22 protein-coding genes and 3 pseudogenes are annotated in these 25,889 nt (G+C 74.7%); 12 read left to right on the forward strand and 13 right to left on the reverse strand.

Annotation, left to right across the window (positions count from 1 at the left end; genetic code table 11):
- Positions 1-28: 28 nt before the first annotated feature.
- The 4 genes from rpmA to KPF22_RS21380 form a co-directional block, all read right to left on the reverse strand.
- Positions 29-286 carry a 50S ribosomal protein L27 gene (gene rpmA, locus KPF22_RS21365; RefSeq protein ID WP_020624745.1) on the reverse strand — a complete coding sequence of 86 codons (258 nt, stop codon included), beginning with the start codon at positions 284-286 and terminating at the stop codon, positions 29-31.
- A 12-nt stretch (positions 287-298) separates the two neighbouring features.
- Entirely contained in the window at positions 299-604 is a 306-nt protein-coding gene (rplU, locus tag KPF22_RS21370; RefSeq protein ID WP_020624746.1) for a 50S ribosomal protein L21, read from the reverse strand.
- Between the two features lie 181 nt (positions 605-785).
- A complete protein-coding gene (locus tag KPF22_RS21375) occupies positions 786-4,151 on the reverse strand; it encodes a translation initiation factor IF-2 N-terminal domain-containing protein (RefSeq protein ID WP_224403108.1) in 3,366 nt (1,121 codons plus the stop codon).
- Positions 4,152-4,319: 168 nt separating this feature from the next.
- Complete coding sequence (locus KPF22_RS21380; RefSeq protein WP_179760648.1) at positions 4,320-5,138, reverse strand: TIGR03936 family radical SAM-associated protein; 819 nt, start codon at positions 5,136-5,138, stop codon at positions 4,320-4,322.
- A 164-nt stretch (positions 5,139-5,302) separates the two neighbouring features.
- On the opposite strand from KPF22_RS21380, the gene KPF22_RS33710 reads away from it, so the two are divergent.
- Positions 5,303-5,635, forward strand: coding sequence for a hypothetical protein (locus tag KPF22_RS33710; protein ID WP_374107515.1), 333 nt, complete (start codon positions 5,303-5,305; stop codon positions 5,633-5,635).
- Positions 5,636-5,877: 242 nt separating this feature from the next.
- On the opposite strand, the gene KPF22_RS21390 is transcribed toward KPF22_RS33710, so the two are convergent.
- Complete coding sequence (locus tag KPF22_RS21390; RefSeq protein ID WP_208819388.1) at positions 5,878-6,426, reverse strand: GNAT family N-acetyltransferase; 549 nt, start codon at positions 6,424-6,426, stop codon at positions 5,878-5,880.
- The gene (locus KPF22_RS21395) at positions 6,419-8,392 is read right to left on the reverse strand and encodes a TIGR03960 family B12-binding radical SAM protein (RefSeq protein ID WP_224403109.1); all 1,974 of its coding nucleotides are present in this window, start codon (positions 8,390-8,392) and stop codon (positions 6,419-6,421) included. The genes KPF22_RS21390 and KPF22_RS21395 overlap by 8 nt, the downstream gene beginning before the upstream one ends.
- A 66-nt stretch (positions 8,393-8,458) precedes the next feature.
- Between KPF22_RS21395 and KPF22_RS21400 the strand changes: the two genes are divergently transcribed.
- Both KPF22_RS21400 and KPF22_RS21405 read left to right on the forward strand, forming a co-directional pair.
- A complete protein-coding gene (locus tag KPF22_RS21400; RefSeq protein ID WP_224403110.1) occupies positions 8,459-9,334 on the forward strand; it encodes an alpha/beta fold hydrolase in 876 nt (291 codons plus the stop codon).
- Positions 9,335-9,424: 90 nt separating this feature from the next.
- Positions 9,425-10,600 (forward strand): acyl-CoA dehydrogenase family protein, encoded by a 1,176-nt coding sequence (locus KPF22_RS21405; protein WP_224403111.1) that lies wholly within the window; start codon positions 9,425-9,427, stop codon positions 10,598-10,600.
- A gap of 556 nt (positions 10,601-11,156) precedes the next feature.
- Here the strand turns inward: KPF22_RS21405 and KPF22_RS32280 are convergent.
- Positions 11,157-11,291 carry a hypothetical protein gene (locus KPF22_RS32280; protein WP_255625046.1) on the reverse strand — a complete coding sequence of 45 codons (135 nt, stop codon included), beginning with the start codon at positions 11,289-11,291 and terminating at the stop codon, positions 11,157-11,159.
- A 554-nt stretch (positions 11,292-11,845) separates the two neighbouring features.
- Positions 11,846-12,022, reverse strand: coding sequence for a hypothetical protein (locus KPF22_RS21410; protein ID WP_224403112.1), 177 nt, complete (start codon positions 12,020-12,022; stop codon positions 11,846-11,848).
- A gap of 91 nt (positions 12,023-12,113) precedes the next feature.
- Between KPF22_RS21410 and KPF22_RS21415 the strand changes: the two genes are divergently transcribed.
- The gene (locus KPF22_RS21415) at positions 12,114-14,273 is read left to right on the forward strand and encodes a carboxyl transferase domain-containing protein (RefSeq protein ID WP_224403113.1); all 2,160 of its coding nucleotides are present in this window, start codon (positions 12,114-12,116) and stop codon (positions 14,271-14,273) included.
- A 603-nt stretch (positions 14,274-14,876) separates the two neighbouring features.
- Here the strand turns inward: KPF22_RS21415 and KPF22_RS33715 are convergent.
- A pseudogene (locus KPF22_RS33715) lies at positions 14,877-15,095 on the reverse strand (MerR family transcriptional regulator); the annotation flags it as partial.
- 87 nt (positions 15,096-15,182) lie between these two features.
- Here KPF22_RS33715 and KPF22_RS21425 point away from each other — a divergent pair.
- The 3 genes from KPF22_RS21425 to KPF22_RS21435 are packed head-to-tail and all read left to right on the forward strand — an operon-like array spanning position 15,183 to position 17,718.
- A complete protein-coding gene (locus KPF22_RS21425; protein WP_224403114.1) occupies positions 15,183-16,241 on the forward strand; it encodes a ferredoxin reductase in 1,059 nt (352 codons plus the stop codon).
- Between the two features lie 29 nt (positions 16,242-16,270).
- Complete coding sequence (locus tag KPF22_RS21430; protein WP_224403115.1) at positions 16,271-17,452, forward strand: acyl-CoA desaturase; 1,182 nt, start codon at positions 16,271-16,273, stop codon at positions 17,450-17,452.
- A 47-nt stretch (positions 17,453-17,499) separates the two neighbouring features.
- The gene (locus tag KPF22_RS21435) at positions 17,500-17,718 is read left to right on the forward strand and encodes a hypothetical protein (RefSeq protein ID WP_224403116.1); all 219 of its coding nucleotides are present in this window, start codon (positions 17,500-17,502) and stop codon (positions 17,716-17,718) included.
- A 545-nt stretch (positions 17,719-18,263) separates the two neighbouring features.
- Here KPF22_RS21435 and KPF22_RS21440 read toward each other — a convergent pair.
- Positions 18,264-19,442, reverse strand: coding sequence for an acyl-CoA dehydrogenase family protein (locus KPF22_RS21440; RefSeq protein ID WP_224403117.1), 1,179 nt, complete (start codon positions 19,440-19,442; stop codon positions 18,264-18,266).
- A 90-nt stretch (positions 19,443-19,532) separates the two neighbouring features.
- Entirely contained in the window at positions 19,533-20,288 is a 756-nt protein-coding gene (locus KPF22_RS21445; RefSeq protein ID WP_224403118.1) for an alpha/beta fold hydrolase, read from the reverse strand.
- 182 nt (positions 20,289-20,470) lie between these two features.
- Here KPF22_RS21445 and KPF22_RS21450 point away from each other — a divergent pair.
- Both KPF22_RS21450 and KPF22_RS21455 read left to right on the forward strand, forming a co-directional pair.
- Positions 20,471-22,443, forward strand: a pseudogene (locus tag KPF22_RS21450) (TIGR03960 family B12-binding radical SAM protein).
- Positions 22,436-22,699, forward strand: coding sequence for a hypothetical protein (locus KPF22_RS21455; protein WP_224403119.1), 264 nt, complete (start codon positions 22,436-22,438; stop codon positions 22,697-22,699). Before KPF22_RS21450 ends, KPF22_RS21455 begins: the two are co-directional and overlap by 8 nt.
- 232 nt (positions 22,700-22,931) lie before the next feature.
- Here the strand turns inward: KPF22_RS21455 and KPF22_RS32285 are convergent, their stop codons facing one another.
- Together KPF22_RS32285 and KPF22_RS32765 are read right to left on the reverse strand one after the other, a co-directional pair.
- Positions 22,932-23,063: a hypothetical protein gene (locus tag KPF22_RS32285; RefSeq protein ID WP_255625048.1), complete on the reverse strand. Its 132-nt coding sequence runs from the start codon at positions 23,061-23,063 to the stop codon at positions 22,932-22,934.
- A 168-nt stretch (positions 23,064-23,231) separates the two neighbouring features.
- Positions 23,232-23,543: a hypothetical protein gene (locus KPF22_RS32765; RefSeq protein WP_305080355.1), complete on the reverse strand. Its 312-nt coding sequence runs from the start codon at positions 23,541-23,543 to the stop codon at positions 23,232-23,234.
- A 381-nt stretch (positions 23,544-23,924) separates the two neighbouring features.
- On the opposite strand from KPF22_RS32765, the gene KPF22_RS21465 reads away from it, so the two are divergent.
- From KPF22_RS21465 to KPF22_RS21475, 3 genes and pseudogenes are all read left to right on the forward strand, one after another.
- A complete protein-coding gene (locus tag KPF22_RS21465; protein WP_255625084.1) occupies positions 23,925-24,248 on the forward strand; it encodes a DUF2344 domain-containing protein in 324 nt (107 codons plus the stop codon).
- Positions 24,249-24,773: 525 nt separating this feature from the next.
- Positions 24,774-24,869: pseudogene (locus KPF22_RS33720) on the forward strand (translation initiation factor IF-2 N-terminal domain-containing protein); the annotation flags it as partial.
- A gap of 780 nt (positions 24,870-25,649) precedes the next feature.
- Positions 25,650-25,889 (forward strand): hypothetical protein (locus KPF22_RS21475; protein ID WP_224403130.1); only part of this gene is annotated, 240 nt, incomplete at its 3' end.

The following is a 25,889-nucleotide window of genomic DNA, read 5'->3' on the forward strand; positions in this document are numbered from 1 at the left end:
CGTCGGCGTCGCTGTGCTGGCGGGTCGCTCAGACCTCGGCCGGCACGATGTTCACGGTCTTGCGGCCGCGCTTGGAACCGAACTCGACGGTCCCGGCGGCGAGGGCGAACAGCGTGTCGTCCTTGCCGCGCCCGACGTTGACACCCGGGTGGGTGGCGGTGCCGCGCTGACGGATGAGGATCTCGCCGGCCTTGACCGACTGGCCGCCGAAACGCTTCACACCCAGGTACTGGGCGTTGGAGTCGCGACCGTTACGGGAGCTGGACGCACCCTTCTTGTGTGCCATGACGCGGGCTCCTTACTTGCCGATCGCGGTGACCTGGACCTTCGTCAGGGGCTGACGGTGCCCCTGACGCTTGTGGTACCCGGTCTTGTTCTTGAACTTGTGGATCCGGATCTTCGGACCCTTGGTGTGCTCGACGACGGTGGCCGTCACCGCGGAGGTGAGGCCGCTGGCGTCGGTGGTCACCTGGTCGCCGTCGACGAGCAGCACGGCGGGCAGAATGATCTCGGCGCCGGGCTCACCGTCGAGCTTCTCGACGGTGACCACGTCGTCGACGGCCACCTTGTACTGCTTGCCGCCGGTCTTGACGATCGCGTACATCGCTGACGCACGACTCCTGAACATCGGGGGCGCATCTGGTGCGCTCGGGCTTTCACAGCTCGCGCCGGTCCCCGGCGCGCACACCACGGCCCCCGTGCCGAACACTGTCGTGTGCAGAGGCGTGGCTTCTGTCGGTCAAGGTTACGCGACCCCGTCGGAGTGCTCTCCGCCGGGGTCGCCGTCACCCTCCGTCCTGGGGCGGACCCGCCGGACGGGAGGCCGCCCGGCGTGGACGGCGGGTACGGGTGACGGCCGCGGCGGGCTCCGGCTGCGCGGCGACGGCCGGAGCGGCCGCCGTTCCCGCGTCGGCCGGTGCCGCCGTGGCCGCCGGCGGAGCGGACTCCTCCGGCGTCGAGGCGGTCGTGATGACCACCGCCTCACCACCGCGGACCGGGGCGCCGGCGGAGCGGCTGACCCGGCGGCGGCGCGGTGCGGGTGCGTCGGGCTCCGGGGCGGCGGGGGTCGTCCCCGCCGGCTCCGGGGCCACGTCCTGGGCAGGGGCCACGTCCGGGGCCGGAGTCGCGGCCTGCGGGGCCCCGGTGGGCTCGGCGACCACCGGGGCGGCCGAACCGGTCAGCTCACCGCGCGGCTCGGCGACGACGGTCTCGTCGTCGGCCGGGGCCGGTGCGGGTGCGGCGTCGGTGACGGTGGTGTCGGCCGTGGCCGGGACGGAGACCCCGGTGGACCCGGCGGCCGCGCCGTCGTCGCCCTTCGGGGTGCTGCCCGCGGCGACGGCCGCGGCACCCGCGGCGGCGTCGACGCGCCCGGTGTCGCCGGAGCCGTCCCGGTCCTCGGCACGGTCGGCACCGTTGCGGTGCCCGGAGCCGTTGCGGTCGGGCGCGTGGCGGTCGGCGTCGTGGCGGTCGGCGTCCCCGTTCCCGGAGGCGCCGTGGCCGGACTCGCCGTTGCCGGACTCGCCGTTGCCGTTGCCGCCGCGGCGACGACGGCGACGCCCGCCGCCGTCGGAGTCGCCGTTGCCGGCGTTCCCGGAGCCGGACCCGTTGCCGGAGCCGTTGCCGTTCCCGTTGCCGGAGCCGTTCCCGTGCTGCGCGCCGTTGCCGGAACGGCCGTGCTGGTGGTCCGGCCCGGTGTCGGTCGAGACGATCACGCCCCGCCCGCGGCAGTGCTCGCAGGTGGTGGAGAAGTGCTCCAGCAGCCCGCCGCCGACCCGCTTGCGGGTCATCTGGACCAGGCCGAGCGAGGTCACCTCGGCGACCTGGTGGCGGGTGCGGTCCCGGGCGAGGCACTCGGTGAGGCGGCGCAGGACCAGGTCCCGGTTCGCCTCGAGCACCATGTCGATGAAGTCGACGACGATGATCCCGCCGATGTCACGCAGCCGCAGCTGGCGGACGACCTCCTCGGCCGCCTCCAGGTTGTTGCGGGTGACGGTCTCCTCGAGGTTGCCGCCGGAGCCGGTGAACTTGCCGGTGTTGACGTCGACGACGGTCATCGCCTCGGTCCGGTCGATCACCAGGGTGCCGCCCGAGGGCAGCCAGACCTTGCGGTCCAGCGCCTTGAGCAGCTGCTCGTCGATCCGGTACTCGGTGAAGACGTCGGACGGGCCGGTGTGGCGGTGCATCCGGTCGGTGAGCTCGGGCGCGACGTGCCCGACGTAGCCGGACACGGTGTCCCAGGCGTCGGCGCCGGACACGATCAGCTTCGAGAAGTCCTCGTTGAACTGGTCGCGGACGACCTTGACCAGCATGTCCGGCTCCTCGTAGAGGAGCGTCGGGGCCTTGGGCGCGCCCGGGCCGGTCTTGTTCGCCTTCTCCTTGACGACCTCCCACTGCGCCTGCAGGCGGCGGACGTCGCGCTCGAGGGCCTCGTGCGAGACACCCTCGGAGGCGGTCCGGATGATCACACCGGCGTCGGCCGGGACGATCTCCTTCAGCATCTCCTTGAGGCGCTTGCGCTCGGTGTCGGGCAGCTTGCGGGAGATCCCCGCGGCGCCGCCGGAGGGCACGTAGACCAGGAAGCGGCCGGCGAGGGAGATCTGCGTGGTCAGCCGGGCACCCTTGTGGCCGACCGGGTCCTTCGTGACCTGCACCAGCACCTGGTCGCCGGAGGACAGCGCCTGCTCGATCTTGCGCGCCTTGCCGTTGAGGCCGGCGGCGTCCCAGTCGACCTCGCCGGCGTAGAGCACGGCGTTGCGGCCGCGGCCGATGTCGACGAAGGCCGCCTCCATCGAGGGCAGCACGTTCTGCACGCGGCCGAGGTAGACGTTGCCGACCATCGAGCTGCCGGAGTTGCCGCCGGTGATGAAGTGCTCGACGAGGATGTCGTCCTCGAGCACGCCGATCTCGGTGCGGTCGGAGCGCTGGCGGATCACCATCTGGCGGTCGACCGACTCGCGCCGGGCCAGGAACTCCGACTCGGACAGGATCGGCGGACGGCGGCGGCCCGCGTCGCGGCCGTCCCGCCGGCGCTGGCGCTTGGCCTCGAGCCGGGTGGAGCCGCGCACGCCCTGGACCTGGTCGTCGGAGGACGACCCGGAGTCCTGGCGGGACTCGCTCCGGGCCTCGCGGACCCGGGTGACGGTGTTGGGCGGGTCGTCCTCGGAACGGTCCTCGACGTCGGACCCCCCGCGACGACGACGGCGCCGCCGGCGGCGCGAGCCACCCGAGGACTGCTCGTCGGAGTCGTCGTCGGAGTCGTCGGAGTCCTCGGAGTCGGCCCCGGTGGAACCGGGGTCCTCGGAACCGGACTCGTCGGAGTCCTCCGAGTCATCACCGTCATCGCCGGAGTCCTCGCCGCCCTTGCCGCGGCCGCGGCCACGACGGCCCCGGCGGCGGCGGCGACGGTTGCCGTTCTCGTCCTCGCCGTCGTCGTCGGAGCCGTCGCCCCGGTCGTCGGCGTCGGTGGTCCCGTCGGTGTCGGCGTCGTCGGTGACCGGGGTGGTGGCCCCGGTGTCCGCGGCCGGGGCCGCGGTGGTGTCGGTGTCGCGGTCCTTGCGACGGCGGCTCTTGCGGCCGCGGCGGGGGCCGCCGTCGGTGCCGTCCTCGCCACCGGGCTGCTCGGCCGCGTCGTCGCCGGCGGGCTCGGCCGCCGCCGGGGCGGTCTGCGCGGTGCCCTGGGCCGTGGGGGCCTGGAACATCGGGACGGCGAAGACCGGCGCCAGTGCGGGCGCGGACCCGCCCCGGGAGGCACCGGAACCGGTGTCGAACGGGTTCGCCGGGACCTCGGTGGTCGCGTCCCCGGCGTCGGCGGAGCCGATGTCGAGCACGGCCGCGGCCTCGGCCAGGGCGGCGTCCGGCGTGCCGGCCGCGGGGGCGGGCTCCGCCGCGGCGGGCTCGGCACCGTCGGCGGGCTCCGGGGAGGTGGCCCCGGCCGCGTCCGTGACCGGGCGCAGCGCCGCGACGACCTGCTCGGCCGTCGCACGGGTGATGCTGGACTGGGCGCTACGGACCTCCTGGCCCAGACCGACCAGGGTCGCCAGGACATCGCGGCTCGCCGTGCCCAGCAGCTTGGCCAGGGCGTGGACCCGCATCTTCTCCGGCAGCTCGGAGAGCCCGCCGGTGCTACCGGCGGGCGCGTCGTTCACGGACATTCAGCTCCTTCGCCCCCGGGCGCCTCACGTCGGAGGCGGCCGCTCAGGGACCTTGCGCGTACGTTCCGCAGCTCGCGCGGGTTGCGCGGTACGGCACATCTGGTGTCGCTCCCCGGTCTTCGGGGATGGTGCTCGACGCCGGACCGGAGGCGGGAAGTGCCGTCCGTGTCAGGAACCGTCCGGCCGGGCCCGGGTCGCCGGGACCGCACCGAGCGGATCCACCAGGTCGCCCCCGTCGTCGAGCAGGCCCTGCGCCAACCGGGTGGCCGTCACCGGTACCGGCGGCGCCAGGTCTGCGACGACGGTGAGCGCGCCCAGTACGTCATCGGGTCGGACGGTCGGTGTCGTCAGCCGTACGACCGCCGTCAGTATCGCACAGTCGGTGACCGAACCCGGGGAACCCGCCGCCCCGGACGGGTCATGATCGGCCGGTGTGCCGTTCACCTGCGGTTCGACCGACAGAGTCACGACGGCGGCGCGCACGTCGATCTCCTTGCGCCCGGACGGGGTCACCCGGGTCACCACGACCGAGGTCTCGGCGAGGAACCGCTCGACCGCGGACCGCACCTCGGCGGGGTCGAGCCCGCGGATCTCGAGCCGCCAGCGGGCGGCGTCGATCCGGTCGGCCAGCGCGGGCGGCGTCGCGACCGCCGCCGCGACGACGTCGAGCCCGTCGGGCAGCGCCCGGTCCATGGCCTCCCGGACCAGCTCCGGGTCGACCTCGCGGGTCAGCCCCATCTCGACGTACTCGGCCTCGCTGGCCGCCCCGGTCGGGGCGGCGCCGACCCAGGACAGCCGCGGGTGCGGGCTGAAGCCGTGCGAGTGCGAGACCGGGACACCGGCCCGGCGGACCGCGCGTTCGAAGCTGCGGGCCACGTCGCGGTGCGAGAGGAACCGCAGCCGTCCGCGCTTGGCGAAGCGCAGGCGGACCCGCTGCACCGTCGGGGGTGCCGGGTTCGCCGCCGCTCCTGCCTTCACGCGCGCCATGCACCCGAGTCTAGGAGGGGTGTGCACACGGTCGGGCACACGGTCCGCGCCGATCCTCGCGGGGCGACCAGCCGCTCGGGAGGAGCACCCCACCACGACCATCGTTCCCGACCTCGGCCGCCGACGCCCAGGCGCTGCCCTTCCCCGACGCCGCGTTCGACGTCGTGCTGTCCTGCGTGGGCGTGATGTTCGCCCCGTTCCACGAGCGGGCGGCGGCCGAGCTGCTGCGGGTCTGCCGTCCGGGCGGCCGGATCGGGCTGCTCGCCTGGACGCCGGGCGGGTTCGTCGGTGGGCTGCTCGCCACGCTGCGCCCGTTCGTGCCCGCCCCGCCGCCCGGCTCGGCGCCGCCTGTCCGCTGGGGGACGAGGCACACGTCCGCACGCTGCTCGGGGACGGGGTGCGGGACCTGCACGCCTCGCCGGGGTCCGCCCGGTTCGCGGTCACCGACTCCCCGGCCGCGTTCCGCGACCGGTGGAAGCGCTACGGGCCGATCGTGACCACCTGCGCCCGCATCGCCGACGCCCCGGCTCGGTGGGGACCCGCTGCGCGTCGAGCCGGCCGAGGCGACGTGCTCGACGTGCTCGACGTGCCGGCCGGGCGACGGCCGCGGGTACTGGCCGGTCGCCGAGGCGACGCTGCCGCTGCTGGGGGGCTGCGAGCCGGACGTGCCGGAGTTCGCCGCCTGGCTGCACGGCCGCCGGCTCGACCTGTCCCGCGCCGGGCAGCGGCTGCAGGAGGTCTACTGCTCCAGCACCAGCAGCGCGTCGCCGGCGGGCCGGAACCCGGCACGCCGGTAGAACGCGGCGCTCCCCGCGGTCGGGGCGAGCATCAGCCGCCGGTACCCGCGGGCCCTGGCGTGCGCGACGACCGCCGCGAGCAGCACCCGCGGCACCCCCGCCTCGGTGAACGCGGCGAGGACGAAGGCGTTGCCGACCTGCCCGCTGCGCGTGCCACGGCCCCCGGGGCGGGGCATCTGCACGGTCTCCAGCACGTTGATCGACCCGACCGGTGTCCACCCGGCGCGGTCACTGCCCGCCTCGGCCACCCAGAACGCCCGCCGCGGCTGCTCGACCCGCCACCAGGCGGCGAACGACTCGGCGAACGACGGGTCCTCGACCGGCCGCCCGGCGCGCTCCTCCAGCCAGAGGCGGCGCAGCCGGGCGAGCGCGGCGACGTCACGCTCGTCGGCGACCCGGACCCGCAGGCGCCTGCCGCCGTACTCCCAGGAGGATCCGTCGGCGTCGGCGACGGCCGGGTCCGGGATCGAGGACAGTCCGTTCTCAGTCACCCGGGTGTGCGCCCCCGAGCGACCCCGCGGCCGAGGCCGTCGGGTTGACCACGGTCAGCGGCAGCAGGGTGGTCCCGCTGGGGCCGACCTCGATGTCGGTACCGGTGGACGGGCAGACGCCGCAGTCGAAGCACGGCGTCCAGCGGCAGTCGTCCTGCTCGCGGCCGTCGAGCGCGTCCTGCCAGTCCTCCCAGAGCCAGTCGCGCTCCAGGCCGGAGTCGAGGTGGTCCCAGGGCAGGATCTCGTCGGCGTCGCGCTCGCGGGTGGTGAACCAGTCCAGCGACACCCCCTGCGGCTCCAGGGCCTCGGCGGCGGAGTCGACCCAGCGGCGGTAGGAGAAGTGCTCGGACCAGCCGTCGAACCGGCCGCCGTCGCGCCAGACCTTCTCGATGACGGCGCCGACCCGGCGGTCGCCACGGGCGAGCAGTCCCTCGATCAGCGAGGGCTCGCCGTCGTGGTAGCGCATGCCGATGTTGCGGCCGATCTTCCGGTCGGCGTTGACCGCCTCGCGCAGCTTGCGCAGCCGGGAGTCGACGACCTCGGGGTGGCACTGCGCGGCCCACTGGAACGGGGTGTGCGGCTTCGGCACGAACCCGCCGATCGAGATGGTGCAGCGCACGTCGTTGCGGCCGGACGCCTCGCGCCCCGCCTTGATCACGCGGTGCGCCATCCCGGCGATCTCCAGGACGTCCTCGTCGGTCTCGGTGGGCAGACCGCACATGAAGTACAGCTTCACCTGCCGCCACCCCTGCGAGAACGCCTCCGCGCAGGTCCGGATGAGGTCGTCCTCGGAGACCATCTTGTTGATCACCCGGCGGATCCGCTCGGACCCGCCCTCGGGGGCGAACGTCAGCCCGGAGCGGCGGCCGTTGCGGGAGATCTCGTTGGCGAGGTCGATGTTGAACGCGTCGACCCGGGTGGAGGGCAGCGACAGCGAGGTGTTGGTGCCCTCGTAGCGGTCGGCGAGCCCCTTGGTGATCTCGGCGATCTCGGAGTGGTCGGCGCTCGACAGCGACAGCAGCCCGACCTCGTCGAAGCCCGACGCGCGCACCGCGGCGTCGACCATCTCCCCGACGCCCTGCAGCGACCGCTCCCGCACCGGGCGGGTGATCATCCCGGCCTGGCAGAACCGGCAGCCGCGGGTGCAGCCGCGGAAGATCTCGACGCTGGCCCGCTCGTGCACGGTCTCGGCCAGCGGGACCAGCGGCTTCTTCGGGTACGGCCAGTCGTCCAGCTCGATCGTGGTGCGCTTCTGCACGCTCGCGGGGACCCGCTCGTCGGCCGGGGTGACGGCGGCGATGTGACCGTCGTCGGCGTAGGTCACGTCGTAGAGGGACGGCACGTAGCAGCCCGGCGTCGACGACAGCCGCAGCAGCAGCTCCCGGCGCCCGCCCGGGCGTCCCTGCTCCTTCCAGTCCCGCACGACGTCGGTGATGTCGCCGACGACCTCCTCGCCGTCACCGAGCGCGGCGACGTCGACGAAGTCCGCGACCGGCTCCGGGTTGAACGCCGCGTGCCCACCGGCGACGACGACCGGGTGGCTCTCGTCGCGGTCCCGGGCGTGCAGCGGGATCCCCGCCAGGTCGAGCGTGGTGAGCAGGTTGGTGTATCCGAGCTCGGTGGAGAACGAGACGCCGAGGACGTCGAAGTCACCGACCGCGTGGTGGGCGTCGACGGTGAACGACGGCACTCCCGACTCGCGCATCAGGGCCTCGAGATCGGGCCAGACCGCGTAGCAGCGCTCGGCCAGTGCGTCGGCGCGCTCGTTGAGGACCTCGTACAGGATCTGGACGCCCTGGTTGGGCAGGCCGACCTCGTAGGCGTCCGGATAGAGCAGTGCCCAGCGGACGGCCGCGGAGTCCCACGGCTTGACCTGCGAGTTCCCCTCACCGCCGACGTACTGCACCGGCTTGGCGACGCGGGGCAGGATCGGCTCCAGGGCGGGGAATACGGAGGTGGGTGCCACGCTGCACCAGGGTAGCCACGTCCGTTCGGGACGAACCGGCGGGTCGCGTCCGGCCGAAAGCGGGGTGTGGAACCCGAGCAGTACACCGACGTCGGCGCGGTCCGGCTGTGCCACCAGTCCTTCGGCGACCCGGCCGACCCGGTGGTGGTCCTGGTGATGGGCCTGGGTCTGTCGCTGGACTGGTGGCGCGAGGACCTCTGCGCCGCCCTGGCCGGCCGCGGGTTCCGGGTGGTGCGGTTCGACAACCGCGACGTCGGCCGCTCGACGCACCTGTCCGGCCCCGGGATCTCCGCGTGGGGGTTCCTGACCCGCCGGGCCCGGCCGGTCTACACCCTGGCCGACATGGCCGACGACACCGGCGGACTGATCGCCCGGGTCGCGCCGTCCGGGGCGCACGTGGTCGGCGCCTCGCTGGGGGCCTCGGTCGCCCAGGAGACCGCGATCCGCCACCCCGGCCTGGTCCGGTCGCTGACCTCGGTGATGGGCCGCCCCGGCGACGGCACCGGGCGGACCGCGCCGCGGATGCTGCCCGAGTTCCTGCGCCCGCCGCCCGCGGACCCGGTCGAGGGCCTGGTCCGGTCGTTCCGCCGGATCGGCTCCCACGACCGGACCGCCGTGGACGACGAGGACGTCCGCGTCACGTTCCGGCGGGCGCAGGCCCGCGAGACCGGCGACGGAAGCGGGGCCGGCAGGCAGCTGGCGGCGATCGTCGCCGAGCGGGACCGCACCGCGGACCTGCGGGCGCTGACCTGCCCGGCGCTGGTGCTGCACGGGTGCGAGGACCGGGTCATCCGCCCCGACGGGGGCCGTGCGACCGCCGCGGCCGTCCCCGGCGCCGAGCTGGTGGAGGTGCCGGGGATGGGCCACGACCTGCCGCGGTGGGTCTGGCCGGAGCTCGTCGAGGGGATCGCGCGGACCGCCGCCCGGGCGCACACCCGCTGAGGCACGGGTCACGGCGGACCGGCGGGCCGGGCACCTACGCTGGCGCCGACCTGCTCCCCACGCGCGTCCCCGAACTCCCAGGAGACCCCCGTGCCCGTGACCGACGCCGAGCTGCACGCCCGGTTCCGCCCGCTGTTCGAGAAGATCGCCGCCGGCGCGGTGGAGCGCGAGCTGAGCCGCAGGCTGCCCGTCGAGGAGATCGCCGCCCTGCGCGACGCCGGGTTCGGCGCGGTCCGGCTGCCGGTGGAGGCCGGCGGCGCGGGGGCCTCGCTGCGCCAGCTGTTCGCGCTGCTCGTCGAGCTGGGCGCGGCGGACTCGAACATCCCGCAGGCGCTGCGGACGCACCTGCTGTTCGCCGAGCTGTGGTCGGCCGGTGCCGCCGACGACCCGGTGCTGCGCGGTCGGCTGGAGCAGGTCGCGGCCGGCCGGCTCGTCGGCAACGCCATCTCCGAGCGCGGCGGCGTCGTGCGCAACTCCTCCACCACGGTGCTGCGCCGCGACGGGGACAGGCTGCTGCTCGAGGGCGAGAAGTTCTACTGCACCGGCACGCTCTACGCCGACCTCGTCGACGTCGTCGCGCTCGACGAGGACGGCAGCCGGGTGAGCGTGCTGGTGGAGACCTCCGCGCCCGGTGTCGAGCGGATCGACGACTGGCGCGGGTTCGGGCAGAAGCTGACCGCCAGCGGCACGACCCGGTTCACCGCGGTCGAGGTCGACCCGGCCCAGGTGCGGCCCGCGCCGACCGATGCCCACCAGCCGGTCCGGCAGGGGTTCCTGCAGCTGGTGCAGCTGGCGGCGCTGGCCGGGATCGCCCGCCGCGCCGCCGACGACGCCGCCGCCTACGTCCGCGACCGGCGCCGCAACTGGCCCTACGGCAACGCCGACCTGCCCAGGGACGACCCGCTGGTGCAGCAGGTCGTCGGGAAGGTCGACGCGGCCGCGTTCACCGTCGCCGCCGTCGTCGACGCCGCGGCCGCCTCGCTGGAGCGGGCGTTGTCCGAGCCCGGCCACGGCCCGGCCGCCGAGCTCGACGTGTACCGGGCCCAGTCGACGGTGCCGCAGCTGGTGCTGGACGCGACCTCGGAGCTGTTCGAGGTCGGCGGCGCGTCCACCGTCGACGTCGACCGGGCGCTGGACCGGCACTGGCGCAACGCGCGCACCCTCGCCGTGCACAACCCGATCGTCTACAAGCAGCAGGTGGTCGGGGCCTTCGCGCTGAACGGGACGGTGCCGGTGCTGTCGCTGTCCCCGGGCGTCGCGGGCTGAGTGGGGCTCACCGGCCGGCGCGGGCGGTGAGGGCGGCGCGTGTGGCGTCGTCGGCGGGCAGGAAGGTCTCCAGTGCCGGCTCGGCGAGGGTGACGTCGTGCGGTGCGCCGAAGGTCGAGACCACCGAGTGGAACCTCAGCGTGCCGTCGTCGGTGTCGAGGACCAGCGGCGGGGTCCGGCCGACCGGGGGTGCAGGCAGACCCGGTGCACGTTCGGCGGCGGCCCGAGCACGGCCGGGTCGAGGCCGCTCAGCAGCGACCGACGGCGACGGCCGGATCGCGCAGGTGCACGGCTTCCTCGACGTCGTCCCCGCCCTGTAACGGCCGGGCCGGTCAGTGGACGACCGGCCCGACGACGGGCCGTGCGCCCAGGACGGGGCGGCGGGCCGGGTTCGGCGCCGCCGCGGGACGACGAACGCGGCCGCGGCCGGCAGCCCGCCAGGAGCATCCCGCTGCCCGGCAGGCCAGGAGGTAGCCGAGTCCCCGACCAGCGCGAACGCGCGCCTGCGGGTCGACCAGCGTCCACGCCGAGCCGGCCAGGAGCAGTACGGCCCCGGTCAGCGGTGCGCCCGGGGACAGGCGCGCGGCGAGCACCACCGCGCCCAGGAGCAGCCCGCCGACGAGCAGCAGGCCGAGCCGGCGGGGACCCGGTCGAGGTCCATCCGCATCATCGACTCGTAGGCGGTGCCCATCCCGCACCGGCGACGACCAGCGCCACACGCCGTCCGACGAGCCCGACCAGGATCCCCACCAGGTGCCGCACGACCGCCCCTCCGCCGACCCGGACGGATCGGACGGAACGGAAGCTATCAGCGCTTCCCGTTCGGCAGGGCCAGTCGGTTGATCGTGCCCAGGACCTGCATGTACTGCTTCCACAGCGGCCCGGTCGTGTACTCCAGCCCGTACTCCCGGCACAGCTCCCGCACCTCGGGCGCGATCTCGGCGTAGCGGTTGCTGGCAGATCGGGGAACAGGTGGTGCTCGATCTGGAAGGACAGCTGGCCGGTCATCAGATGGAAGAACCGGCCGCCCTCGAGGTTGGCCGAGCCAGCAGCTGACGGACGTACCACTCGCCGCGGCTCTCGTCCTCCAACTGCTCCTCGGTGAACTGCACCGCGCCGGTCGGGAAGTGCCCGCAGAAGATGACCGCGTGCGACCAGACGTTGCGCACAGGTTCGCGGTGAGGTTGCCCGCGAGCACCGGCAGGAAGAACGGCCCGGCCAGCGCGGGGAACGCGACGTAGTCCTTCAGATCTGGCGCCCGGTCTTGCGGCCGATCGACTTGACCTGCTGCCACACCCGGCTCAGCGGCTTCTCCCCCGCCACGACCTTCTCGACCTCGAGGTCGTGCAGCGCGACGCCGTACTCGAAGAACAGGCTGAGCAGGAGGTTGTACAGGGGTTGCCGAGGTAGTACGGCGTCCACCGCTGCTCCTCGGACAGCCGCAGGATCCCGTAGCCACGTCCCGGTCCTTGCCGACGACGTTGGTGTAGGTGTGGTGCATGTAGTTGTGCGAGTGCTTCCACTCCGCTTCCAGCCGCCCGCCGGGCGCGGGGTCCGCGTCGACACCCACGGCTACGCCGGGTACCGGGTCGGGCCGCGCTACGACCCGCTGCTGGCCAAGGTCGTCGCCCGCGGGGCGACGCCGGACGCCGCGGCCGCCGCCACCCGGCGTGCCCTCGCCGGGTTCGACGTGGCGGGCGTCGCGGTCACCCTGGGGCTGCTGCAGGCCGTCCTCGCCCGCCCCGAGCTGGTCGACGGGACCCTGGACACCACCTTCGTCGACCGGCACCTGGCCGAGCTGGCCGCGGCGCCCCGCGAGACCGTGCTGCCCGCGCCCGGTGCGCCGGCGCCCGGTGCGCCTGCGGCCGGTGACGCCGCCGGGAACGGATCGGCGCCGGGCCCGGCGGTCGAGGTCCCCGCGGACCGGACCGCCGTGCGCGCGTCCCGGCCCGGCGTCGTCGTGGCGCTGCCCACCCCGGCCGGGCAGGTCGTCGCCGCGGGCGGCGAGGTCGTCGTCCTCGAGTCGATGAAGATGGAGCACCCGGTCACCGCGGAGCGGCCGGCCCGGGTGGAGACGGTCGTCGTCGCCGTCGGGGACGCGGTCGAGGCGGGGGAGCTGCTCGCCGTCCTCGCCGACGCCGACGCCGCGGACGCCCCCGGCCGTACCGAGGACCTCGACCCCGACCGGATCCGGCCCGACCTGGCCGAGGTCCGCGACCGCCGCCACGGCGGGCTCGACGCCGGCCGGCCCGCCGCCATCGCACGCCGGCGGTCCGCGGGGCGGCGCACCGCCCGGGAGAACGTCGCCGACCTGCTCGACCCCGACAGCCTCGTCGAGTACGGCGCGCTGACCCTGGCGGCGCAGCGGGCCCGTCGCAGCACCGCCGAGCTCGTCGCCCGCACCCCCGCCGACGGGATCGTCACCGGCACCGGGACCGTCGGCGGACGCCCGGTCGCCGTGCTGGCCTACGACTACACCGTGCTCGCCGGCACCCAGGGCGTGCTCAACCACCGCAAGACCGACCGGCTCCTCGAGCTCGCCGAGCGCGACCGGCTGCCGGTCGTCGTGTTCGCCGAGGGCGGCGGCGGAAGGCCGGGGGACACCGACACCTCCGCCGTCACCCAGCTCGACGTGCCGACCTTCCGGCTGTTCGCCCGCCTGCGCGACCGGGTCCCGACCGTCGCGGTCGTCGCCGGCTACTGCTTCGCCGGCAACGCGGCCCTGGCCGGGGCCTGCGAGCTGATCGTCGCGACCGAGGGCAGCAGCCTGGGCATGGGCGGCCCGGCGATGATCGAGGGCGGCGGGCTCGGCGTCGTCGCACCCGGTGACGTCGGACCGATGCCGGTGCAGTGGGCGAACGGCGTGGTCGACCTGCTCGTGCCCGATGACCGGGCCGCGGCCGCCGCGGCCCGTCGGTACCTGCGCCACGTCGCCGGGGACCCGGTGGCCGGCGGGCACGCCGACCAGCGGCTGCTGCGCCACCTCGTCCCGGAGAACCGGCTGCGCGCCTACGACGTCCGCCGCGTCGTCGACACCCTGTGCGACACCGGCTCCGTCGTCGAGCTGCGCGGCGGGTTCGGCGCGGGGATGGTCACCGCACTGGCCCGGCTCGACGGCCGCGCCGTCGGCGTGATCGCCAACGACCCCGAGCACCTCGGTGGCGCGATCGACGGCGACGCCGCGGACAAGGCCACCGCGTTCCTGACGCTGTGCCAGGCCCGCGGGTTGCCGGTCGTGTCGCTGTGCGACACCCCGGGGTTCATGGTCGGCCCGGACGCCGAGCGCACCGCGACCGTCCGCCGGTTCGGGACGATGTTCGTCGCCGGCGCACGGCTGACGGTGCCGCTGGTGACGGTCGTGCTGCGCAAGGGCTACGGCCTCGGCGCGATGGCGATGGCCGGCGGTGACCTGCACGCACCGGTGCTGACCGTGGCCTGGCCGACCGGTGAGTTCGGCGGGATGGGGCTGGAGGGCGCTGTCCGCCTCGGCTTCCGCGACGAGCTGGCCGCGATCACCGACGAGACCGCGCGGCGGGCCCGCTACGACGAACTCGTCGCCGGGTACTACGAGCGCGGCAAGGCGCTCGGCGTGGCGACCGTGTTCGAGATCGACGACGTCATCGACCCCGCCGACACCCGGGCCGTCGTCTCCCGCGCGCTGCGCGGGCGCTGACCGGCGCCGGTGGTCAGGACGGCTCCGCCCCGTCCGCGGACGGCCCCGCGGCGTCGGGTGCGACCGTGGGCCCGCGCTCGTGGTCTTCACGTTGCGCACGATGTCGCGGCCGAAGGTGACGTCGACCCGCTCGGCCACGGCCAGCTCCAGCACGGCGATCATGACCTCGCCGGAGATGCGGCGCATCCGCTCGATGGTCTCGTAGACGCGCGGCCACTGGTCGTCGGGACGGCCCTCGGCGTCGAAGGGCTGCCAGATCTCGCCGAGGAACAGGTCGACGTAGAGCCGGGCGACGGCGTCGGCGTGCTTGCGCAGCTGCTCCACGACGTCGAGCGAGCGGGTGATCGGGATGCCGAGACCGGTCAGCTCGGCGGCGGCGTTCATCAGCCGCGGGCTGATCTCCTCGTAGGTGTCGTCGCCCAGCTCGCGCAGCAGGCCCATCTTGACCCCGCGCTTGGCGACGCCGACGTCGGTGCTCTCGTACCGTTCGGCGAGCTCGGCGAGGTGCACGATCTGCCGGTCCTCGGGCGCGAACAGCGCGCGGACGGTCCGGATGAACTGCACGACCTGCTCGGTGGAGCCACCGGTGGTGTCGAGCAGCTTCTTGATCGTGTCGAGCTTGACGCCCTCGTCCTGCAGGTCCTGGATCAGCTCCAGACGCGCCGCGTGACCGGGGCCGTAGTAGCCCGTCCGGGCCTTGACCTGCGGCGGGGGCAGCAGTCCCCGGGACTGGTAGGCGCGGATGTTGCGCACCGTGACACCGCTGGACCGCGCCAGCTCGTCGATGGTGCGCCAGTCCGCCGACTCCGGGTCCTCGACCATGACACGGAGAATAACAGGCGGACATGTGACACAGGATCCAGGAGACCCCGGTTGCTATGTGACATCAGACCGTGCACAGTTGATGTCATGTTCCGATCCGCTCCTGGCACGACCTCGCGCCGCCGGGGCCTGCTGGCCGCCGCGAGCGCCCTCACGACCCCGCTGCTGCCCGAGGACTTCCTGACGCTGGTCGACCCGCTCTGGTCGACCACGTCGCTGCGCGGCCGGGTCGTCGCCCGTCGCCGCGAGACCGGCCGTGCGGTCTCGGTGACCATCGAGCCCGGGCGCGCCTGGGCCGGGCACCGCGCCGGCCAGTACGTCGGCATCGGCGTCGAGGTCGACGGCGTCCGGCTCACCCGGAGCTACTCGCTGACCTCCCCCGAGGACGCCGAGCACCTCACCGTGACCGTGCAGGAGGTCGAGGGCGGTGCCGTGTCGCCGACCCTGGTCCGCGACCTGCCGATCGGCACGATCGTCGAGCTCGACCAGGCGGCGGGCGGTTTCGTCCTGCCCGACCCGCTCCCGGGGAAGCTGCTGTTCGTCACCGCGGGCAGCGGCATCACCCCGGTGATGGGCATGCTGCGCACGCTCGACCGCGCCGGGACGATGCCCGACGTCGTGCTCGTGCACGGCGCCCGCACGCCGGAGGACACGATCTTCCGCGCCGAGCTGGCCGGCCTCGCCGCGCGGCACCCGTCGCTGCGGGTCGTGCTGCGCCACAGCGCCGTCTCCGGGCGGCTCGACCCCGCGACCCTCGACGCCGCCGTCGCCGACCGGGCCGACCGGGCCGTGTACGCCTGCGGCCCCGACGGCCTGCTCGACGCCCTGGAGGATGCCTGGGACGGCGTCACCGCCGAGCGCTTCACCCCGCCGGCCCGCGCCACCGAGGGCACCGGCGGCACCGTCGACCTCGGCGGCGACGACGTCGTCGTCGAGTCCGGCCAGAGCCTCCTCGAGGCGGGGGAGGCCGCCGGGAAGCTCATGCCCAGCGGCTGCCGGATGGGCATCTGCTTCGGCTGCGTGCTGCCGCTGCGCGAGGGCCGGGTGCGCGACCTGCGCACCGGCGAGGCGCACGGCGAGCCCGGCGACCTGATCCAGACCTGCATCAACTCCGCGTGCGGGCCCGCCCGCATCGACCTTCCCTGACACACCCGCTCCGACCGAAGGAGGTCCTCATGACCGCCGTCCTGGAGAACCCCACGCACGCCGAGCCCGGCCCCGAGGAGACCGGCCGCGAGCAGCACCCGCAGCGCCCGGTGCTGGAGCTCGTGCCGTCGTCGCGCCGCGAGGACGTGGCCGCGACCACCGACCTGACCGCCGAGCAGATCGAGGAGCTCGGCCGTCGCCTCGACGCGATCCGTGACCGGGTCCTCGCCGAGCGCGGCGCCTCGGACGCCGAGTACATCCGCGGCGTCATCCGCAAGCAGCGGGCGCTGGAGATCGGCGGCCGCGCGCTGCTGTTCGCCGGTGTCCTGCCCCCGGCCTGGATCGCCGGGACCGCCATGCTCTCGATCGCCAAGATCCTCGAGAACATGGAGATCGGGCACAACGTCATGCACGGCCAGTGGGACTGGATGCGTGACCCGAAGATCCACTCGTCGACCTGGGAGTGGGACAACGTCTCGTCCTCGGCGGAGTGGAAGCACTCGCACAACTACATGCACCACACCTACACCAACGTCGTCGGCAAGGACCGGGACGTGGGCTACGGGATCCTGCGGCTGTCCGAGGAGCAGCGGTGGACGCCGTACTACCTCGGCAACCCGCTGTACAACCTCCTGCTCAGCCTGTTCTTCGAGTACGGCGTCGCGCTGCACGACCTCGAGGTCGAGAAGGTCGTGGCGGGGGAGAAGCCGCTGAGCCGGGTGTGGCAGCAGGTCAAGTCGATCGGCCGCAAGACCGGGCGCCAGATCCTGAAGGACTACGTCGCGTTCCCCGCGCTGGCCGGGCCGTTCTTCCTGCCGGTGCTCGCGGGCAACCTCACCGCGAACCTGGTGCGCAACGTCTGGTCGCACGCGGTCATCTTCTGCGGGCACTTCCCGACCGGCGCGGTGCAGTTCACCGAGGAGCAGTTGGAGGACGAGAGCCGCGGCGAGTGGTACGTCCGTCAGCTGCTGGGCTCGGCCAACCTCGAGGGCGGCCGGTTCTTCCATCTGATGACCGGCCAGCTGTCCTTCCAGATCGAGCACCACCTGTTCCCCGATCTGCCCAGCAACCGCTACGCCGAGATCGCGCCCGAGGTGCGGGAGCTGTGCCGGGAGTACGGGCTGGAGTACACGACCGGGCCGCTGTGGAAGCAGTACATGCAGGTCCTGGGCACGATCAACCGACTGGCCCTGCCGAACGGGAAGCGCTGATAGCTTCCGTTCCGTCCGATCCGTCCGGGTCGGCGGAGGGGGCGGTCGTGCGGCACCTGGTGGGGATCCTGGTCGGGCTCGTCGGGACGGCGGTGGCGCTGGTCGTCGCCGGTGCGGGGATGGGCACCGCCTACGAGTCGATGATGCGGATGGACCTCGACCGGGTCCCCGCCGGCCGGCTCTCGGGCCGGCTGCTCGTCGGCGGGCTGCTCCTGGGCGCGGTGGGGTGGTCGCCGCCGCGCGCCTGTCCCCGGGCGCACCGCTGACCGGGGCCGTACTGCTCCTGGCCGGCTCGGCGTGGACGCTGGTCGACCCGTTCGCGTGGCGGGTCGGGGACTCGGCTACCTCCTGGGCCTGCAGTACGGGATGCTGGCCGGGCTCTGGCCGCGTGGCCGCGTTTCGTCGTCCCGCGGCGGCGGGCCGAACCCGGCCCGCCGCCGTCCTGGGCGCACGGCCCGTCGTCGGGGCCGGTCGTCCACTGACCGGCCCGGCCGTTACAGGGCGGGGACGACGTCGAGGGAAGCCGTGCACCTGCGCGATCCGGCCGTCGCCGTCGGTCGCTGCTGAGCGCGGCCTCGACCCGGGCGTGCGGCCGCCGCCGAACGTGCACGGGGGTCCTGCCGCCCCGCGCTCGTGCTGCCGCCGTGCTGGTCCTCGACACCGACGACGGCACGCGATTTCTTCCACTCGGTGCCACTTTCGGCGCACACGCACGACGTCACCCGTCGCCGAGCGGCACTGGAGACCTTCCGCCCGCCGACGACGACGCCACCGCACGCCCGCACCGCCCGCGCCGGCCGGTGAGCCCCACTCAGCCCGCGACGCCCGGGGACAGCGACAGCACCGGCACCGTCCCGTTCAGCGCGAAGGCCCCGACCACCTGCTGCTTGTAGACGATCGGGTTGTGCACGGCGAGGGTGCGCGCGTTGCGCCAGTGCCGGTCCAGCGCCCGGTCGACGTCGACGGTGGACGCGCCGCCGACCTCGAACAGCTCCGAGGTCGCGTCCAGCACCAGCTGCGGCACCGTCGACTGGGCCCGGTACACGTCGAGCTCGGCGGCCGGGCCGTGGCCGGGCTCGGACAACGCCCGCTCCAGCGAGGCGGCCGCGGCGTCGACGACGGCGGCGACGGTGAACGCGGCCGCGTCGACCTTCCCGACGACCTGCTGCACCAGCGGGTCGTCCCTGGGCAGGTCGGCGTTGCCGTAGGGCCAGTTGCGGCGCCGGTCGCGGACGTAGGCGGCGGCGTCGTCGGCGGCGCGGCGGGCGATCCCGGCCAGCGCCGCCAGCTGCACCAGCTGCAGGAACCCCTGCCGGACCGGCTGGTGGGCATCGGTCGGCGCGGGCCGCACCTGGGCCGGGTCGACCTCGACCGCGGTGAACCGGGTCGTGCCGCTGGCGGTCAGCTTCTGCCCGAACCCGCGCCAGTCGTCGATCCGCTCGACACCGGGCGCGGAGGTCTCCACCAGCACGCTCACCCGGCTGCCGTCCTCGTCGAGCGCGACGACGTCGACGAGGTCGGCGTAGAGCGTGCCGGTGCAGTAGAACTTCTCGCCCTCGAGCAGCAGCCTGTCCCCGTCGCGGCGCAGCACCGTGGTGGAGGAGTTGCGCACGACGCCGCCGCGCTCGGAGATGGCGTTGCCGACGAGCCGGCCGGCCGCGACCTGCTCCAGCCGACCGCGCAGCACCGGGTCGTCGGCGGCACCGCCGACCACAGCTCGGCGAAGGCACAGCAGGTGCGTCCGCAGCGCCTGCGGGATGTTCGAGTCCGCCGCGCCCAGCTCGACGAGCAGCGCGAACAGCTGGCGCAGCGAGGCCCCCGCGCCGCCGGCCTCCACCGGCAGCCGGACCGCGCCGAACCCGGCGTCGCGCAGGGCGGCGATCTCCTCGACGGGCAGCCTGCGGCTCAGCTCGCGCTCCACCGCGCCGGCGGCGATCTTCTCGAACAGCGGGCGGAACCGGGCGTGCAGCTCGGCGTCGGTCACGGGCACGGGGGTCTCCTGGGAGTTCGGGGACGCGCGTGGGGAGCAGGTCGGCGCCAGCGTAGTGGCCCGGCCCGCCGGTCCGCCGTGACCCGTGCCTCAGCGGGTGTGCGCCCGGGCGGCGGTCCGCGCGATCCCCTCGACGAGCTCCGGCCAGACCCACCGCGGCAGGTCGTGGCCCATCCCCGGCACCTCCACCAGCTCGGCGCCGGGGACGGCCGCGGCGGTCGCACGGCCCCCGTCGGGGCGGATGACCCGGTCCTCGCACCCGTGCAGCACCAGCGCCGGGCAGGTCAGCGCCCGCAGGTCCGCGGTGCGGTCCCGCTCGGCGACGATCGCCGCCAGCTGCCTGCCGGCCCCGCTTCCGTCGCCGGTCTCGCGGGCCTGCGCCCGCCGGAACGTGACGCGGACGTCCTCGTCGTCCACGGCGGTCCGGTCGTGGGAGCCGATCCGGCGGAACGACCGGACCAGGCCCTCGACCGGGTCCGCGGGCGGCGGCGCAGGAACTCGGGCAGCATCCGCGGCGCGGTCCGCCCGGTGCCGTCGCCGGGGCGGCCCATCACCGAGGTCAGCGACCGGACCAGGCCGGGGGGGGATCGCGGTCTCCTGGGCGACCGAGGCCCCCAGCGAGGCGCCGACCACGTGCGCCCCGGACGGCGCGACCCGGGCGATCAGTCCGCCGGTGTCGTCGGCCATGTCGGCCAGGGTGTAGACCGGCCGGGCCCGGCGGGTCAGGAACCCCCACGCGGAGATCCCGGGGCCGGACAGGTGCGTCGAGCGGCCGACGTCGCGGTTGTCGAACCGCACCACCCGGAACCCGCGGCCGGCCAGGCGGCGCAGAGGTCCTCGCGCCACCAGTCCAGCGACAGACCCAGGCCCATCACCAGGACCACCACCGGGTCGGCCGGGTCGCCGAAGGACTGGTGGCACAGCCGGACCGCGCCGACGTCGGTGTACTGCTCGGGTTCCACACCCCGCTTTCGGCCGGACGCGACCCGCCGGTTCGTCCCGAACGGACGTGGCTACCCTGGTGCAGCGTGGCACCCACCTCCGTATTCCCCGCCCTGGAGCCGATCCTGCCCCGCGTCGCCAAGCCGGTGCAGTACGTCGGCGGTGAGGGGAACTCGCAGGTCAAGCCGTGGGACTCCGCGGCCGTCCGCTGGGCACTGCTCTATCCGGACGCCTACGAGGTCGGCCTGCCCAACCAGGGCGTCCAGATCCTGTACGAGGTCCTCAACGAGCGCGCCGACGCACTGGCCGAGCGCTGCTACGCGGTCTGGCCCGATCTCGAGGCCCTGATGCGCGAGTCGGGAGTGCCGTCGTTCACCGTCGACGCCCACCACGCGGTCGGTGACTTCGACGTCCTCGGCGTCTCGTTCTCCACCGAGCTCGGATACACCAACCTGCTCACCACGCTCGACCTGGCGGGGATCCCGCTGCACGCCCGGGACCGCGACGAGAGCCACCCGGTCGTCGTCGCCGGTGGGCACGCGGCGTTCAACCCGGAGCCGGTCGCGGACTTCGTCGACGTCGCCGCGCTCGGTGACGGCGAGGAGGTCGTCGGCGACATCACCGACGTCGTGCGGGACTGGAAGGAGCAGGGACGCCCGGGCGGGCGCCGGGAGCTGCTGCTGCGGCTGTCGTCGACGCCGGGCTGCTACGTGCCGTCCCTCTACGACGTGACCTACGCCGACGACGGTCACATCGCCGCCGTCACCCGGCCGACGAGCGGGTCCCCGCGAGCGTGCAGAAGCGCACCACGATCGAGCTGGACGACTGGCCGTACCCGAAGAAGCCGCTGGTCCCGCTGGCCGAGACCGTGCACGAGCGGGCCAGCGTCGAGATCTTCCGCGGCTGCACCCGCGGCTGCCGGTTCTGCCAGGCCGGGATGATCACCCGCCCGGTGCGGGAGCGGTCGCTGCAGGGCGTCGGGGAGATGGTCGACGCCGCGGTGCGCGCGTCGGGCTTCGACGAGGTCGGGCTGCTGTCGCTGTCGAGCGCCGACCACTCCGAGATCGCCGAGATCACCAAGGGGCTCGCCGACCGCTACGAGGGCACCAACACCTCGCTGTCGCTGCCCTCCACCCGGGTCGACGCGTTCAACATCGACCTCGCCAACGAGATCTCCCGCAACGGCCGCCGCTCCGGGCTGACGTTCGCCCCCGAGGGCGGGTCCGAGCGGATCCGCCGGGTGATCAACAAGATGGTCTCCGAGGACGACCTCATCCGGACCTGCGCGGAGGCGTTCTCGCAGGGGTGGCGGCAGGTGAAGCTGTACTTCATGTGCGGTCTGCCCACCGAGACCGACGAGGACGTCCTGGAGATCGCCGGGATGGCGCACCGCGTGATCAAGGCGGGGCGCGAGGCGTCCGGCCGCAACGACGTGCGCTGCACCCATCTCGATCGGCGGGTTCGTGCCGAAGCCGCACACCCCGTTCCAGTGGGCCGCGCAGTGCCAACCCGAGGTCGTCGACTCCCGGCTGCGCAAGCTGCGCGAGGCGGTCAACGCCGACCGGAAGATCGGCCGCAACATCGGCATGCGCTACCACGACGGCGAGCCCTCGCTGATCGAGGGACTGCTCGCCCGTGGCGACCGCCGGGTCGGCGCCGTCATCGAGAAGGTCTGGCGCGACGGCGGCCGGTTCGACGGCTGGTCCGAGCACTTCTCCTACCGCCGCTGGGTCGACTCCGCCGCCGAGGCCCTGGAGCCGCAGGGGTGTCGCTGGACTGGTTCACCACCCGCGAGCGCGACGCCGACGAGATCCTGCCCTGGGACCACCTCGACTCCGGCCTGGAGCGCGACTGGCTCTGGGAGGACTGGCAGGACGCGCTCGACGGCCGCGAGCAGGACGACTGCCGCTGGACGCCGTGCTTCGACTGCGGCGTCTGCCCGTCCACCGGTACCGACATCGAGGTCGGCCCCAGCGGGACCACCCTGCTGCCGCTGACCGTGGTCAACCCGACGGCCTCGGCCGCGGGGTCGCTCGGGGGCGCACACCCGGGTGACTGAGAACGGACTGTCCTCGATCCCGGACCCGGCCGTCGCCGACGCCGACGGATCCTCCTGGGAGTACGGCGGCAGGCGCCTGCGGGTCCGGGTCGCCGACGAGCGTGACGTCGCCGCGCTCGCCCGGCTGCGCCGCCTCTGGCTGGAGGAGCGCGCCGGGCGGCCGCCGTCGAGGACCCGTCGTTCGCCGAGTCGTTCGCCGCCTGGTGGCGGGTCGAGCAGCCGCGCGGGCGTTCTGGGTGGCCGAGGCGGGCAGTGACCGCGCCGGGTGGACACCGGTCGGGTCGATCAACGTGCTGGAGACCGTGCAGATGCCCCGCCCCGGGGCCGTGGCACGCGCAGCGGGCAGGTCGGCAACGCCTTCGTCCTCGCCGCGTTCACCGAGGCGGGGGGTGCCGCGGGTGCTGCTCGCGGCGGTCGTCGCGCACGCCAGGGCCCGCGGGTACCGGCGGCTGATGCTCGCCCCGCCCGACCGCGGGGAGCGCCGCGTTCTACCGGCGTGCCGGGTTCCGGCCCGCCGGCGACGCGCTGCTGGTGCTGGAGCAGTAGACCTCCTGCAGCCGCTGCCCGGCGCGGGACAGGTCGAGCCGGCGGCCGTGCAGCCAGGCGGCGAACTCCGGCACGTCCGGCTCGCAGCCCCCCAGCAGCGGCAGCGTCGCCTCGGCGACCGGCCAGTACCCGCGGCCGTCGCCCGGCCGGCACGTCGAGCACGTCGAGCACGTCGCCTCGGCCGGCTCGACGCGCAGCGGGTCCCCACCGAGCCGGGGCGTCGGCGATGCGGGCGCAGGTGGTCACGATCGGCCGTAGCGCTTCCACCGGTCGCGGAACGCGGCCGGGGAGTCGGTGACCGCGAACCGGCGGACCCCGGCGAGGCGTGCAGGTCCCGCACCCCGTCCCCGAGCAGCGTGCGGACGTGTGCCTCGTCCCCCAGCGGACAGCGGCGCCGAGCCGGGCGGCGGGGCGGGCACGAACGGGCGCAGCGTGGCGAGCAGCCCACCGACGAACCCGCCCGGCGTCCAGGCGAGCAGCCCGATCCGGCCGCCCGGACGGCAGACCCGCAGCAGCTCGGCCGCCGCCCGCTCGTGGAACGGGGCGAACATCACGCCACGCAGGACAGCACGACGTCGAACGCGGCGTCGGGGAAGGGCAGCGCCTGGGCGTCGGCGGCCGAGGTCGGGAACGATGGTCGTGGTGGGGTGCTCCTCCCGAGCGGCTGGTCGCCCCGCGAGGATCGGCGCGGACCGTGTGCCCGACCGTGTGCACACCCCTCCTAGACTCGGGTGCATGGCGCGCGTGAAGGCAGGAGCGCGGCGAACCCGGCCACCCCCGACGGTGCAGCGGGGTCCGCCTGCGCTTCGCCAAGCGCGGACGGCTGCGGTTCCTCTCGCACCGCGACGTGGCCCGCAGCTTCGAACGCGCGGTCCGCCGGGCCCGGTGTCCCGGTCTCGCACTCGCACGGCTTCAGCCCCGCACCCGCGGCTGTCCTGGGTCGGCGCCGCCCCGACCGGGGCGGCAGCGAGGCCGAGTACGTCGAGATGGGGCTGACCCGCGAGGTCGACCCGGAGCTGGTCCGGGAGGCCATGGACCGGGCGCTGCCCGACGGGCTCGACGTCGTCGCGGCGGCGGTCGCGACGCCGCCCGCGCTGGCCGACCGGATCGACGCCGCCCGCTGGCGGCTCGAGATCCGCGGGCTCGACCCCGCCGAGGTGCGGTCCGCGGTCGAGCGGTTCCTCGCCGAGACCTCGGTCGTGGTGACCCGGGTGACCCGTCCGGGCGCAAGGAGATCGACGTGCGCGCCGCCGTCGTGACTCTGTCGGTCGAACCGCAGGTGAACGGCACACCGGCCGATCATGACCCGTCCGGGGCGGCGGGTTCCCCGGGTTCGGTCACCGACTGTGCGATACTGACGGCGGTCGTACGGCTGACGACACCGACCGTCCGACCCGATGACGTACTGGGCGCGCTCACCGTCGTCGCAGACCTGGCGCCGCCGGTACCGGTGACGGCCACCGGTTGGCGCAGGGCCTGCTCGACGACGGGGGCGACCTGGTGGATCCGCTCGGTGCGGTCCCGGCGACCCGGGCCCGGCCGGACGGTTCCTGACACGGACGGCACTTCCCGCCTCCGGTCCGGCGTCGAGCACCATCCCCGAAGACCGGGGAGCGACACCAGATGTGCCGTACCGCGCAACCCGCGCGAGCTGCGGAACGTACGCGCAAGGTCCCTGAGCGGCCCGCCCTCCGACGTGAGGCGCCCGGGGGCGAAGGAGCTGAATGTCGTGAACGACGCGCCCGCCGTAGCACCGCGGCGGGCTCTCCGAGCTGCCGGAGAAGATGCGGGTCCACGCCCTGGCCAAGCTGCTGGGCACGGCGAGCCGCGATGTCCTGGCGACCCTGGTCGGTCTGGGCCAGGAGGTCCGTAGCGCCCAGTCCAGCATCACCGTGCGACGGCCGAGCAGGTCGTCGCGGCGCGCTGCGCCCGGTCACGGACGCGGCCGGGGCCACCTCCCCGGAGCCCGCCGACGGTGCCGAGCCCGCCGCGGCGGAGCCCGCCCCCGCGGCCGGCACGCCGGACGCCGCCCTGGCCGAGGCCGCGGCCGTGCTCGACATCGGCTCCGCCGACGCGGGGACGCGACCACCGAGGTCCCGCGAACCCGTTCGACACCGGTTCCGGTGCTCCCGGGGCGGGTCCGCGCCCGCACTGGCGCCGGTCTTCGCCGTCCCGATGTTCCAGGCCCCCACGGCCCAGGGCACCGCGCAGACCGCCCCGGCGGCGGCCGAGCCCGCCGGCGACGACGCGGCCGAGCAGCCCGGTGGCGAGGACGGCACCGACGGCGGCCCCCGCCGCGGCGGCCGCAAGAGCCGCCGTCGCAAGGACCGCGACGACACGACACCACCGCGGCCCCGGCCGCGGACACCGGGGCCACCACCCCGGTCACCGACGACGCCGACACCGACGGGACCACCGACGCCGACGACCGGGGCGACGGACTCCGACGACGACGGCGAGGACGAGAACGGCAACCGTCGCCGCCGCCGCCGGGGCGTCGTGGCCGCGGCCGCGGCAAGGGCGGCGAGGACTCCGGCGATGACGGTGATGACTCGGAGGACTCCGACTCGACGAGTCCGGTTCCGAGGACCCCGGTTCCACCGGGGCCGACTCCGAGGACTTCCGACGACTCCGACGACGACTCCGACGAGCAGTCCTCGGTGGCTCGCGCCGCCGGCGCGGCCGTCGTCGTCGCGGGGGGTCCGACGTCGAGGACCTGTTCCGAGGACGACCCGCCCAACACCGTCACCCGGGTCCGCGAGGCCCGGAGCGAGTCCCGCCAGGACTCCGGGTCGTCCTCCGACGACCAGGTCCCAGGGCGTGCGCGCTCCACCCCCCGGCTCGAGGCCAGCGCCAGCGCCGGCGGGACGGCCGCGACGCGGGCCGCCGCCGTCCGCCGA

The organism is Pseudonocardia sp. ICBG1034, assembly GCF_020131375.1.
GTDB lineage: Bacteria > Actinomycetota > Actinomycetes > Mycobacteriales > Pseudonocardiaceae > Pseudonocardia > Pseudonocardia alni.